The organism is Lysinibacillus sp. 2017 (assembly GCF_003073375.1).
In the GTDB taxonomy this organism is placed as follows: Bacteria; Bacillota; Bacilli; order Bacillales_A; family Planococcaceae; genus Solibacillus.
In genome coordinates, this window is the sequence record NZ_CP029002.1 from 1,359,269 (window position 1) to 1,373,885 (window position 14,617).

The following is a 14,617-nucleotide window of genomic DNA, read 5'->3' on the forward strand; positions in this document are numbered from 1 at the left end:
CCTGAGGTGCTAACTATGAAATTATTGAACGAAACAAATCGATTAATCGAAGAGTGTCAACTGTCATTAGACCGTTTTTATGAAATGAGAAGACTTGATAAAGATCCAGACTTTTATATTGAAGTTAAGCCATACGCAGATGATTTACATGCATTAATTAAATTATGGCAGCAATCTGCTCATCAATGGATTAAAATGGAACAACCAAAAAATCTATATGTACAACAAATTGACCATGCCGCTGATGCTATGGAGCAATTTGTTGTGCAGTCTTTTTATAAGGGGACGAGTAAGAAACGCTTCATCCAATCGATTCAATCAACGCAGTATACATTATTTATTTTAAAAAGAAAGATTGAACAAGGTGATGAGGATGCTTAGTAAACAACGCACGATTCAGCAATTGCTAGAAGAATGGCAATATGATGAAGAGTTAAAACAAAATATTATCGGCTGGCATACAATTGATGCAAAAGAAGCTGCTTATGCAGACTTTCCAATAACATTACATCCCTCTATAAAGAAAGCATTAAATAGTAGGGGAATCAACCAACTGTATACACATCAGCGTGAAGCTTTTGATTATGCACAGCAAGGAAAGAGCTTTACAGCCATTACGCCAACTGCATCAGGAAAATCGTATTGTTATCATTTGCCAGTGCTGCAACAAATATTAGAGGATTCTTCGAGTCGTGCGATTTATTTATTCCCGACAAAGGCACTTGCACAAGATCAAAAGTCGGATTTGAATGAACTAATCGAGTTAATGGATGAAGAAATTTTAAGCTATACGTATGACGGGGATACTGCACCAGGTATTCGTCAAAAAATCCGGAAAGCAGGTCATATTGTGATGACAAATCCCGATATGTTGCATTCGGGTATATTGCCGCATCATACAAAATGGGTGTCGCTCTTTGAAAACTTAAAATTTATCGTTATTGATGAATTACATACGTATAAAGGTGTTTTTGGCTCCCATGTTGCACATGTTATTCGCCGATTACAGCGTATATGTGCATTTTACGGCAGTGAGCCCGTCATTATTTGTACAAGTGCTACGATTAAAAATCCGAAAGAGCTAGCGGAATCGTTAACGAACTCGAAGCATGAACTTATTTCGAAATCAGGTGCTCCAATTGGGAAAAAGACATTTATATTTTATAATCCACCCATCATTCATCCGACATTTGGCGTAAGAAGAAGTGCCGTATTAGAAGTACGAGATTTATCGAAACGACTTTATGAAGCGGGTATTCAAACGATTATTTTTGCGAAATCTCGTGTACGTGTAGAAATGCTCGTAACATACTTGAAATCATTAACTGCAAAAAAGATTCAAGACGAATCGATTCAAGGCTATCGTGGCGGGTATTTACCAAGTGAGCGCCGAACAATTGAAAAAGGACTTCGCAACGGTTCTATCCAGATGGTAATCAGTACAAATGCGTTAGAACTCGGCGTGGATATTGGCCAATTACAAGCTTGTATCATGACAGGTTACCCAGGAAATATTGCGAGTGCATGGCAGCAAGCCGGACGCGCAGGTAGACGTCAAGACGAAGCACTTATTATTTATGTTGCACAGTCTACCGCTTTAGATCAATACGTCGTACAACATCCTAGCTATTTATTAGGTAGTTCACCAGAAGAAGCGCGTATTAACCCTGAAAATATGCTGATTTTAATGGATCATTTAAAGTGTGCCGCTTTCGAATTGCCATTTTCTATGACAGATAGCTACGGAGAATATGAAGTGCAGGAGCTGCTGAGTTATTTAGAGGAAGAAGGGGTACTCGTTCAAACAAGTACACAGTGGCATTGGATGAGTGATCGATTCCCAGCACATGAAATATCCCTTCGCTCGGCAGCACAAGAAAATGTAGTAATTATTGATATTTCAACACCAGCAAATACGAAGGTTATTGGTGAGATGGACACGTATTCTGCCATGACATTACTTCATGAAGAAGCCATTTACTTACACCAAGGTACTCAGTTCCAAGTAGAAAAGCTCGACTGGGAGGAAAAAAAGGCATTTGTTCGTGAAGTGGATGTCGATTACTTTACCGATGCGAATTTAGCAGTGGAATTAAAAGTATTAAGTGAAGATAAAAGTATTTCCTATAAAAAGGCCGTTGTCAGTTACGGGGATGTTAGCTTACTAGCAATCCCTACAATCTTCAAAAAAATCCGTTTCAATACACACGATAATATTGGTTCAGGTCCTATCACGATACCACCGATGGAAATGCATACGAATGCTACGTGGATAAGTTTTGACTTACCTGAAAATTGGTCGGAGGAGCAGTTGACGGATGCATTGACTGGCGCGGCTTATGCAATGGCAAGCTTTATCCCACTATTTATACACTGCGATCGATCAGATGTATCTGTTGTGCCACAAGTGAAAGCCATTCATAATGAAAAGCCAACATTGTTTATCTATGATAGTTATCCTGGTGGTATTGGATTAAGTGAACGCATGTATGATGTGCTATTACCATTACTAGAACAAACAACGCAGCATGTCGAACTATGCCCTTGTCCAGATGGCTGTCCATCTTGCATTGGCGCGCAAGATAGTTTAGGGAATAGTAAAAAGCAAGTGTTAAAGGTACTGAACATTTTAATGAATGAAATGATGTGAAAATATGTCGTATGAAAACAAAATTTTGCAAATGAAAAAAATGCTAGGTAAAAAAACAGAGCAAAAAAAAGAACAAGCAAAATTTATAAAACCTGAAAAACCACCATATGTCGAACAGTGGCAACAAGCTGGTTTGGAACTAATTGAAAATGATTTCGGCATTCTTTTTAAACGTGAAGTGCGATACCCACTCGATTATGTGCATGGAAATCATAAGCTTAGGGAACTTTTTGACTCGCTCAATCGTTGGACTACGCAAGAAGACGATCATCCGTTTGCCATGACGGAGGATGAAGTGATCGTATTCTTTGATACAGAAACGACAGGGTTAAAAGGAGCAGGCACGTATATATTTTTACTTGGATTTTTAGAAGAAAAAGGGGAACAATTCGTATTAACACAATACGTGCTTGCTGACCCATCAAATGAAGCGGCATTTTTGTTTGAATCAAAACTTTGGCAACGCAATATTACGGTCGTTTCTTACAATGGTAAAAGTTTTGATTGGCCCCAGCTCGAAGTGCGATGGACATTAAATAAGCAGCATATCCCCAAATTAAAGCCACAGCGTCAAGTTGATTTATTGCATAGCTCAAAGCGATTATGGAAAGATGATTTATCAAAGATGAATCTAACGCAAGTGGAAAAAGAAAAGTTAGGATTCGAAAGACAGGGAGATATCCCGGGTCATTTAGCGCCAATTATTTATTTTGATGCAATAAAAAGTGGTAATGCAACGACACTGATGAAAGTTCTAATACATAATGAATGGGATTTACTTTCATTAATTACGCTTTATGTACATTCAACAAACTTATTATTACAACAAGATGGCGAAGAATCTGCAACGACGTATACGAATATTGGGAAATGGTTCGGGGATTTAAAAAAACGACAAACGAGTGCTGAAATTCTAAAGGCTGTAACAGAACAATTTGACGCAAGCGAAGCGGGTTTTGCCCATTTTTATTTAGCGTTTGAATTAAAACGAACAGGCGAATATGAATTAGCGGTTCAGGCTTTTCACTCAGCCGTGCCCACTTTACCGCGTCTGAAACAAGTTCTAGCCTATGAACAGTTGGCGATGCTTTATGAACATCAACTGAAAGACTACCAAAAGGCATACGAGCTGTCACAAGTTGGACAGGAATTAGTAACAACTCATACGTATGCAAAAAAAGAGCAGCAACAAAGGCTACTTCAAAATTGGCGAAAACGGTTATTGCGTTTACAGCGCAAAATGGATTTCTAAAATCAAAACGATGTAAAAATTTTTCATGCTAATTACAAACCAATACGTGCGAAACATCGGACCTATTGCTATAATAAGAAATAAGAAGTTGCTTTATGGAAGGACGATGATTATGGACATTAAATTAACAGCTGACTATATATTAGAAAAAGAATTCAAAAAGAGCATGAAAGGTTATAACGTGGATGAGGTCGATCAATTTTTAGATGTAATTCGCGAAGATTATGATACTTTCGCTACGAAAATCGCAGCATTAGAAGAAGAAAATGCGCGTCTTAAACAAGAAGCAACTACTAGCAGTCGCAAACCGGCACCAACTCAGCCAACAACAAACAATACAAATTTTGATATTTTGAAACGTTTATCCAATTTAGAAAAACATGTTTTTGGAAGTAAACTATACGAATAGTTCGACTATTTATAGAGGCATTGTATTTTTTTGACGAGTGCAGTATACTAGGAATACATCAATAATACGAGTAATCGCTGCGGTTGTTAAAATCGTAGAGGAAAGTCCATGCTCACACGGATCTGAGATGACCGTAGTGTTCGTGCTTACTGAAAAAATAAGGTAAGGCAAGCAAATGCTTGACGGCGGAAGGAACTCCTAAGTCTTTTAGATATGGACGAAACTTCCTGAAAGTGCCACAGTGACGGAGCTTATAATGAAAGTTATAAGGTGGAACGAGGTAAACCCCATGAGTGAGAAACCCAAATTATGGTAGGGGCACTCTCCTGAAGGAATTGAACGGATGGAGGGACGGCTATTGGCCGTAGATAGATGATTACTACCTACTCGTACGAGACGAAGGTCGTTTGAGTACTTAGGAACAAAACATGGCTTATTGTTTATTGGTGCTTTTTTTGAATAGTTAAAAAGGCTCTCCATTCTTTTGTGGAGAGCCTTTCTTATAGATAAGTCATTTTAGACCTTATCCACACTATAATAATTAAAATTTTGAATGTTTGGCATACATAAAATATAAAGTTTTATTAAAAAATAAGGGTGATATTCATTGAACGAAGCAATGTCGAACATTTCAATCGCACAAGAACTTTCGTTGTCGCACTATCCAGATAATCTGATTAACAAGATTTTTGAAAATGTCACAGAAGGCATTATGATTACCGATGAGAAGAAACGAATCGTGAATGTGAATTCGGCATTTGAATTGGTTACAGGCTATATGAAGGATGAAGTAATTGGAGAAAATCCATCTATTTTGCAGTCTGGAGTTCATGAAAAGTCATTTTATATAGATATGTGGAACCATATTGATAAAGATGGTAGTTGGCAAGGTGAAATTTGGAATCGACGTAAGACAGGTGAGGTATATCCTGAATGGCTTACAATTATGGCGATATCAAATGATGCAGGCAAGCTTAATAATTACTGTGCTATTTTCACTGATTTATCAGAGCGTAAAATTGTTGAAAATGAGTTAGAAAAAAGAACATTAAGTGATACATTAACGGATGTTTTTAATCGTTTTGCATTTATTGAACAAATGAAAGCATTACTAGAAATACCAAATGGTAATAGGGAACCAATTCAGCATGCTGTCTTTTTCATGGATTTAGACCGTTTTAAACAAGTCAATGATACGTTAGGTCATGAGATTGGTGATCATTTGCTAGTTGAAGTATCGAAGCGCTTAAAAGGGTTACTGAAAAGTAAAGATATTTTAGCACGTTATGGTGGGGATGAATTTGTTATTACATTAACGAATATTCATCATCCACGTGAAGCTGCAAAATTTGCGGAATTGGTTATTCAAGAAATCGAAAAACCAATTATTGTTCAAAACCAAGAAGTTTTTGTATCTACAAGTATTGGTATTAGTATTTATCCTGAAGACGGTATGACAACAGAACAATTGCTTAATCGTGCTGATAAAGCGATGGGCTTTTCAAAAGATAATGGACGAAATTGTTTTTCTTTCTATTTTGATGAGCTTAAAACAGATACAAATCGTTTATTGGTTTTAGATGCGGAATTACGAAAAGCTATTGAAAATCGTGAATTTACATTAGCCTATCAGCCAAAAATATGTGTAAAAACAGAGGCTATTGTTGGTGTTGAAGCACTCGTTCGCTGGAATAATGAAAAGTTAGGCTTTGTATCTCCGACAGAATTTATTGAATATGCTGAGGAATCAGGGCTTATCATACCACTTAGTGAAATTGTTTTTGATTTGGCATGTGAAGGGTATGCAAAATTATCGCATGCGGGCTATCCATCTGTCCCTATTGCAATAAATGTATCGAGCTTACATTTCCAACAACAGAATTTCTTAGAATCCATTCAATCGATTTTAGAAAAAAACAATACTTCTGCACATGCATTTGAAATTGAAGTAACAGAACGTACGGTTATGAATAGTGCTGCGGAAACGGTAAGTAAATTGGTTAAACTGAAGAAACTCGGGTTTAAATTATCGATTGATGATTTTGGAACGGGTTATTCATCATTAAGCTATTTAGTTCGTTTCCCATTAGATGTATTAAAAATTGACCGTAGCTTCATTCAACATATTAGTTCTTTAGCAGATAAACAAGCAATTGTAGATGCCATCATTCAAATGGCACATCGCCTGCAAATGAAAGTAGTTGCTGAAGGTGTTGAAAGTGGACAACAGGTAGAGATGTTACGTAAAATGGGCTGCGATTACATTCAAGGATATTATTACAGCAGACCACTACCACTCGAAGAATTAATTGAATTCATTCAATTTTGGGAGCTCGAGTGTCAAGGAAGGATTTAACAACGTATGACAACATTTAATTTAGTTGCAACTGCAGCAATGGGCTTAGAGGCAATCGTTGCAGATGAAGTGCGCGCATTAGGATATGAAACACGTGTCGAAAACGGCAAAGTGTATTTTGAAGGAGACGAGCTAGCGATTGCACGTACAAATCTTTGGTTACGTGTAGCAGATCGTGTCAAAATTGTCGTTGCTCAATTTCCAGCTCGTACATTTGATCAATTATTCGAAGGAGTGAAAGCAATCAACTGGGAACAATATCTACCAGTAGACGCTGCATTCCCAGTATCGGGTAAATCAGTAAAATCAACATTATTTAGTGTACCTGATTGCCAAGCGATTACGAAAAAAGCAATTGTTGAGCGTATGAAATTAGCTTATAAACGCTTAGGGTTCTTAGATGAATCTGGTCCAACATTTAAAATTGAAATTTCAATTTTAAAAGATGTCGCAACATTAACCATTGATACATCTGGTGTGGGTCTTCATAAGCGCGGCTATCGTACAAGTCAAGGGGAAGCGCCGCTTAAAGAAACATTAGCAGCAGCTTTAGTGAAAATTTCAAAATGGTCACCAAGTCGTCCATTCGTAGACCCATTTTGTGGTTCGGGAACAATTGCTCTTGAAGCAGCAATGATTGGTCAAAATATCGCTCCAGGCTACAACCGTGAATTCATTTCAGAAACATGGCCATGGATGAAGCAAGCCATTTGGGAAAAGGCACGTGATGAAGCAGATGAATTAGCTGATTACGATCAAGAGCTAACAATTATCGGAACGGATATCGATCACCGTATGGTTACAATTGCACAAGAAAATGCAGTTGAAGCAGGCTTTGGTGATATTATTACCTTTAAGCAAATGCAAGCAACAGACTTTACATCAAAATTAACAGACGGTGTTATTGTAACGAACCCACCTTATGGGGAACGTATCGGTGATGTAGAAGAAATCGAAAAAATGCTACGTGAGTTTGGAACAGTTATGAAAAACTATCCAACATGGTCTATATACATGCTTTCTTCAATGGAAGATTTCGAAGTACATTACGGTAAAAAGGCGACAAAAAAACGTAAATTATTTAATGGATTTATTCGTACAGACCTTTATCAATATTGGGGTCAAAAATCGGGTCGTCCACAATTCTAATAAAGCAACTACATTAGTATTGAGCTAATGTAGTTTTTTCGTTTCGAATAAGTAGGATTATTTATTTATTCATTGTATAATGATTAGTACGGGATTTTTATTTAGAAAATGTAGATTATAAGTGGAGTTAACTAGATGCGGAAGGGATGCCAGAGTTCCTTCCGCTTCATATTGAGGGGGAACAACAATTTGAGAAAGTCTTTACCGTTTGAGCTATCAAGAGATTTAACTTTCTTTGAGTCACTAGGCAACTGGATGGGTGACGTACTATATGATGAACTACCTGAGAAGGGCTTTGAATGCCGTGATGAGCAAATTTTCATGGCGTATCAAATCGAACAAGCATTAAAAGAAAAAAATATATTATTTGCTGAGGCAGGTGTAGGTACGGGTAAAACAATTGCTTACCTTTTACCAGCTGTTTCCTATGCACGTTATACGGGGAAACCTGCTTTAATTGCATGTGCGGATGAAACTCTAATCGACCAGCTTGTAAAAGAAGGTGGCGATATTCATAAATTACGTGATGTACTAGAGCTTGATATTGACGTACGTTTAGCCAAATCACGTGACCAATATTTATGTCTAAAACGCTTTGAAGAAGCAGAAAAAACAGAAACAGAAGAATGGATTGACGATATCGCCTTTTCAATTCCAGATGGTGTTTATGCGCAAGGTAGCATGATTGCAGTTCAACCTTACGGAGAGCGCTCAGACTATTCAGGTGTCAGCGATGAAGATTGGCAAAAAGTGAACTACAACTCCATTATGCAATGTGCAGTTTGTGACTTACGTAATCGTTGTGGTCAAACGCTGCACCGTGGACATTACCGAAAATCTTCGGACCTTATTATCTGTTCTCAAGATTTCTTAATGGAGCACTTAGCGACGAAGGAATCACGTGAACGTGAAGGTCAATTGCCACTTTTACCAGAAGTGTCGATGGCTGTCCTTGATGAAGGCCATTTATTAGAATATGCAGCACAAAAGGCTTTAACGTATAAAGTACAGGCATTTACAATCGTTGAACTTTTGGAGCATTTAATGGTGGATGGTGTTCGTGAGCGTACATTATATGCAATAGAGCACTTGCAAGATCATCATGAATTATTCTTCGATCAATTACGTGATGATGTTGTAAAATCAGATGAAGATCGTAAACGAATAAATAAGTCAGACCGTTTAATCGAGCTCGGTAAACGGGTTGTTGCTTATGTGGATCAGCTATTAGAAGAATTCGTATTTGAATCAGAGCTTTATATGATTCCAGAATATGAATTAAATATGGCTGAAGAGTTTTTAGAGCACTATGCCGCGGCACTACGTATTTTTGTAGCACAAGGTGATGCCGTAGATTGGTTAGAGGATACAGATGGTGAAGAAACATTAGTCATTATGCCTCGACTTATTACAGAAGTATTATCAGAAACATTATTCTCGAAAAAAATGCCGATTGTGTTCTCATCAGCGACATTATCAGTGAAAAAAGACTTTACCTATATCGCTTCAAGCTTAGGTATCGAAAAACACCAAAACTTCAGTGTACCATCACCATTCGATTACGAAGAAGTAATGAAAATCTATTTACACGAATTAACGCAACAAGAAAAGACTGCAAAAGTAGAAAGCTTACTAAAAGACAAGGAACAAACGTTAATTTTATTTAAGTCAAAACAAGCGATGAACCAATTCAAATCACAGCTTAGCTTAATGACACGTTTAAAAGTGGCGTTTGAAGGGGACCGAGAGCTTTCAGCAATCGTCCGTGATTTCCAAAATGGTGACATTAAAACATTATGTTCATACCATTTATGGGAAGGTTTAGACTTACCTGAAGAAGCGTTAACACGTGTTATTATTTTTGATTTACCATTCCCACCACATGACCCATTATTTGATGCGAAGCGTTCATTCGCTCAAAATCCGTTTGAAGAAGTCGAGTTACCATTTATGCAACTGCGTCTTCAACAAGGGATGGGCCGTCTAATTCGTACTTCGAAGGACCATGGAGATATTCATATTTTACTAAATGAAGAAGAAGCGAAAGTAAAATCAAACTTCATCGACATTTTAGCGGTAGACCCTCAATAATTAAAGTAGCCCGTTCGATAATAAATCGAACGGGTTTTTTCAATTTAGTAAGTCAAATAGAAAAACCATCCGTGAATGAAGTAACGGATGGTTTTTGTGTGACAAATCTAGTAAGAGAGGGGGAGTCTTTATATTATCACCAAGGAGTAAATCCTGTAGTGCCTAATGGTGAGTTTCTTAAAATCTCGATAATTGGCATTGTATAAGCGAAAATGATTAACGCTGCAACAATAACACCCCAAAGTTTAAAGTTTTCTAAAATAGCAGGTGTTTTTTGTGCACCTGGAGCAGCTTCTGCAACTGGGAATTCTTCATGACCTTTTGGTGCGAAGAATGCTAATTGAATTACCATATAAGTGATTAAAATAATGGCAACGAAAAGAATTGTTCCGCCTACTGCTTGAGCAATTGAGTAAGGAATCCAATCGATTGCTTGTTGTGCACCGCCGTATTCAGAGTAATCTGAGCGACGTGGAGCACCGAGTAAACCTGCAATGTGCATTGATCCCGACATGATAGCCATACCAATTGCCCAAAGAACTCCTACATAAATCCCCATTTTATTTAATACGGGCGTTAACACACGGCCAGTTAAATGTGGAATTAACCAGAATGCAACCCCGAAGAATGTTAATACTACTGCTGTTGCCACCGTTAAATGGAAGTGACCTGTTACCCAAATCGTATTATGCACTAATTGGTTCATTTGGTGAGATGCGTTAACGATACCACCAGCGCCACCAGGAATGAAGGCAACCATCCCAATAAAAGGTAGTAAGAAGCGTGAATCACCCCAAGGTAATTTTTTGAACCAACCAAGAACACCTTTCGCACCTAATTCACGGCCACGTAACTCAAATGTTGCGAACAATGAGAACGCAGTCATTAATGATGGAATAATGACAAAGAATGTTAACGTAACTTGAATGAACTTCCAAAATCCATCAATACCAGGCTCTGTCAATTGGTGGTGAAGACCTACTGGGAATGAGAATAATAAGAATAAAATAAACGATAAACGAGCTAGTGAATCAGAGAAAATTTTCGCTCCGATAATTTTTGGTACGATGACATACCAAGCCATATATGCTGGTAATAACCAGAAGTATACAAGCGCATGTCCAAAATACCAGAATAATGTACGAGTTAATAAAACGTCAACACGAGAAATTAAACCAAGAGCCCAAGGTAATAACTGGAATAACACTTCGACTGCAACACCTAAAGAACATGTAATCCATAATAGGCACTTAACATTGGGGATTTACGTATGTTTACTTTAGTCTATCCCCACAAACCTATATATATCAACGTTTAAAGATTACAAAAAATGGTAAAAAGTTATCCACAGGTACATTTTAATGTACAGATTTATAATATTAATCGACTTGTATATGAAAATCAGCGACAAGCGTAGATTTTTTCTTTATGAAATTGTTGTAAGTTGGATATAGTTTATTTAAAGGTAATTGTATGGACAAAATATTTTGCCGTAGGATTTTTTTTAAGGAATTCCATTACTTCGAATTTCGTTAAATCGATATAATAGTTTATCCAATTGCCTAATTATGAATTTTATTAAAATTCAAGTTAATGCTATTTTTAAAAGTGAATTTTTATTTAATGTCACGCAATATATGTATAGAATCCAAAAGGATAGATGAGCTTACCTAAAATCGCTCTATCTATCCTATTTTGCATCCAGAATTAAATTAGGCTGTCTTATCAAAGATTCTTGCCATGGAGAAGAGTGGGGCGCGCCCGTTTGTGGAATATGTTTAATTCAATAGTTCTAACAACTCTACATCTACTTTTTGTTACCCCTACAAATATTAATCATTTCCATTTGTTAGAAAATTATATATAATGTACTGAAATTACCAATTAAGTTAAAGGGTGTTGAACATGAGACTTCGATTTGAAGAATGGATCTTATCACAAGAAATTTCTACAGATGCGAAAGATTTGATTAATGAAGCACTATTGTGTTATAAGGCAACAGCTTACAAAGCTTCATTATTATTTTCTTATCTGTGCTTTCAAACAATAATTAGAGATAGAATGCTTAATGCACATAAGCCAGACAATATTTCTCAAGGTTTGTGGGATGACATACTAAAAAATCTCCGAAATGAAGATAAGTGGGATTCAACAGTATATGATAACCTTCAAAGACAATCACCTAAGGAAATCTTTCTATTAAATGACGATATACGTAATCAAATTACTTTTTGGAAAAATCGGAGAAACGATTGCGCACACTCTAAAAATAACAAAATTACCGTTTCCCATGTTGAAAGTTTTTGGACATTCATCAGGTCTAACCTACCTAAGATTATGGTTAATGGAAGTCGAGAAGCATTAATAAACAAAATAAAAAGACATTTTGATGTTAGCTTGACCGCTCCAAATGCTGATATTACATATATTGTAAATGAAGTACCTCAAGCTATTGAAGAAAGCGATCTTAATGTTTTTTTTGAAACAATATTTAATTATTTTACTGATACTACCATTCTTTGGGATATCGATCAGAGTTATATTAGTTTTTGGGAAAAGCTCTTTTTACTAAATAACGAAAAAGTTACGAGGTATCTGGTCCAATTCATGAAATCTAATGAAAACCTTGTAATGCCATTTTTAAGAGCATTTCCTAATCGGGTAAATTACTTTTCTAGTGATGCATCTTTTATACGTAATTTATGGCATTCAAAGATATTTGAAAATGCTTATGATCCTAAAGGAGATTTAAAATTATATTGTGCCATTCTAAGAAATGATTTAATTGCGTACGAAGAGCAAGATGAGGCAAAAGAAAATATTGTAAGAAAAATAAGCAATATTATTCCTGATGAAGATGATTTTTATATTCTAAATAAAAATGACTTTTTCGTAAAATTCAAAGAAATTATATTTGGAACATCCTTTTTGAATAACTTTGATAGAGCGAACAATAGAAGAGATATTATCACCTATTATTTACAACAATTTCCACTGGATGAGCTAGTTGTTAGAGCAATAACGTCTACCTTTGACACAAGTAATCATCCATGGCATTTAAGAGATGCTTTAAATGAATTTTTTATAGAAAACCCAGAAAAGAGAGATTCCTTTATTACTATTTTGGGGGAATATGAGATTGAACCACCTTGTTATTTAAGTTCAATAAAAGAAGCAGTATCCTAATCAGATAGGTATTCAAGGGGTAGCGCAACAACAGAACTTGATTTTTGAACGGACTTTAAAAATGGAAGTTTGGAAAGAAATTGAAATCCAAGAAATGGCGTTAAACCAACATTTCTTGGATTTCCCTTTGAATATTGTTTATACAGCTTTTTACAAATATATAAACAGGGCTACGATAGTACTTTTCAAGATTATGCAGAGTGTGTTATCTGAATAAAAACCTGCATTTTTTTTTTACGTTCCTATACTTCAATTACAGGAGCTTTAATTGAAAAAAACGATTTTCAACAATCGCTCTCGTTTTCATTAAAGGGTTATTTTATGAAACAATATATTTTCGGGAAAAATGATTATTGCATAATAAGTTATTTTTAGTGATTATATTTTAGCATAAACAAGTATGGCATAATTATTTTTGAGGTGATTACATGAACTTATGGGAAACTTATGTGAAAGTAGATAAACATCTAAATGAAAAATTGCTAACTATTCCTCCTTACCCTTGTGTTTCAGGCAAGAGGATACAAGAATTGTTAGCTAGCTTAGAAAATCCAGATCCAGCTTGGGGAGGGTTAGATGGAGAAATATTAAGGATGGTAAAAAATCCATGGCAAAGAGCCTATCAAATTGAATATAGATTTAAGCCAACAAAAATATTTAATGACTTCATGAAAATAATTGAAAGTGCAACCTATGATTTGATGATAGGAAATTACATTTGTTCCTATTTGAGTTTGGTGCCAGTGGTAGAAGCAATATTACGAAAATGGTTTAATGAAATTAAATCAATAAATAAACAAGGGGGTGACTTTAACAGAAAAATTTTTGTAGAAAACCTAGTTAAGTATTTATACGAAAAAAATAATGAACGCCATACTAATATCAAGTTCCAAAATTGGATTAATAATCAAATTAAATTTTTTGATTTTATGATTAACGAAGTATTTTACCTTAGATTTAAGGATTCAGAAGAAGGTGTAAAAAAAGAATTTAATAGAAACAGAACTTTACATCTCTTAGATAACATTGAGGACGTAGAAGTTGTAAGGGATAATAATACAAGGATTTTCTTATTATTAGATATAATTGCTGAATTATATTTAAGCCTTAATGAAGAACTATATAATCAAAATACTTTTCACACTGATTATGAAAAAAATATTGATTTTAACTTAAGGTGGAAGATTTATCTAAAAAGTGCAATGGAGACTATAAATTTTACAGATATGACTATAATAAATTTTGCCTTTTATCAGGAAGAAAAAAAAACAATGACTGATGAACAAAAGCAGAAATTTATTGAGCAAAAGGAATATCAAATACAGTTTATACAATCTAAAAATTGATAAGGTGATAATATATTTTCGATATTCCACAATCCCGATTGATGTATAAGCCCACCTTTTCTTTATAGCAACAATCTTTGAGAAAACAACCTTAAACAAAAATCAAGAACAAGTAATTTATCTATGCAATGGATGAATTACTTGTTCTTTTTTGTCCTAAAATGTACCTATTATAAGG

The 14,617-nt window shown here is 35.5% G+C and carries 9 protein-coding genes, 1 other RNA gene and 1 pseudogene; 10 read left to right on the plus strand and 1 reads right to left on the minus strand.

Features of this window, described 5'->3' with window-relative positions; genetic code table 11:
• Window positions 1-15: 15 nt before the first annotated feature.
• The 8 genes from DCE79_RS06265 to DCE79_RS06300 all read left to right on the plus strand — a co-directional run bounded on the left by DCE79_RS06265 (window position 16) and on the right by DCE79_RS06300 (window position 9,907).
• A complete protein-coding gene (locus DCE79_RS06265) occupies window positions 16-381 on the plus strand; it encodes a YppE family protein (RefSeq protein WP_108712255.1) in 366 nt (121 codons plus the stop codon).
• A complete protein-coding gene (locus DCE79_RS06270; protein ID WP_108712256.1) occupies window positions 374-2,650 on the plus strand; it encodes a DEAD/DEAH box helicase in 2,277 nt (758 codons plus the stop codon). Before DCE79_RS06265 ends, DCE79_RS06270 begins: the two co-directional genes overlap by 8 nt.
• A 4-nt stretch (window positions 2,651-2,654) precedes the next feature.
• Complete coding sequence (locus DCE79_RS06275) at window positions 2,655-3,902, plus strand: ribonuclease H-like domain-containing protein (RefSeq protein WP_108712257.1); 1,248 nt, start codon at window positions 2,655-2,657, stop codon at window positions 3,900-3,902.
• A gap of 112 nt (window positions 3,903-4,014) precedes the next feature.
• Window positions 4,015-4,311, plus strand: a complete 297-nt coding sequence (gene gpsB / locus DCE79_RS06280) for a cell division regulator GpsB (RefSeq protein ID WP_108712258.1) — start codon at window positions 4,015-4,017, stop codon at window positions 4,309-4,311.
• Between the two features lie 62 nt (window positions 4,312-4,373).
• Window positions 4,374-4,752, plus strand: an RNA gene (rnpB, locus tag DCE79_RS06285) — RNase P RNA component class B.
• 166 nt (window positions 4,753-4,918) lie between these two features.
• Window positions 4,919-6,667, plus strand: a complete 1,749-nt coding sequence (locus DCE79_RS06290; RefSeq protein WP_108712259.1) for a putative bifunctional diguanylate cyclase/phosphodiesterase — start codon at window positions 4,919-4,921, stop codon at window positions 6,665-6,667.
• Between the two features lie 6 nt (window positions 6,668-6,673).
• Window positions 6,674-7,816 (plus strand): THUMP domain-containing class I SAM-dependent RNA methyltransferase, encoded by a 1,143-nt coding sequence (locus DCE79_RS06295; RefSeq protein WP_108712260.1) that lies wholly within the window; start codon window positions 6,674-6,676, stop codon window positions 7,814-7,816.
• A 189-nt stretch (window positions 7,817-8,005) separates the two neighbouring features.
• Window positions 8,006-9,907, plus strand: coding sequence for an ATP-dependent DNA helicase (locus tag DCE79_RS06300; RefSeq protein WP_108712261.1), 1,902 nt, complete (start codon window positions 8,006-8,008; stop codon window positions 9,905-9,907).
• Window positions 9,908-10,043: 136 nt separating this feature from the next.
• Here DCE79_RS06300 and DCE79_RS06305 read toward each other — a convergent pair.
• Window positions 10,044-11,162 (minus strand): annotated as a pseudogene (locus tag DCE79_RS06305) (cbb3-type cytochrome c oxidase subunit I); the annotation flags it as partial.
• 650 nt (window positions 11,163-11,812) lie between these two features.
• Between DCE79_RS06305 and DCE79_RS06310 the strand changes: the two are divergent.
• A complete protein-coding gene (locus tag DCE79_RS06310; RefSeq protein ID WP_108712263.1) occupies window positions 11,813-13,093 on the plus strand; it encodes a hypothetical protein in 1,281 nt (426 codons plus the stop codon).
• A 428-nt stretch (window positions 13,094-13,521) separates the two neighbouring features.
• Complete coding sequence (locus tag DCE79_RS06320; RefSeq protein ID WP_108712265.1) at window positions 13,522-14,439, plus strand: hypothetical protein; 918 nt, start codon at window positions 13,522-13,524, stop codon at window positions 14,437-14,439.
• Window positions 14,440-14,617: the final 178 nt, after the last annotated feature.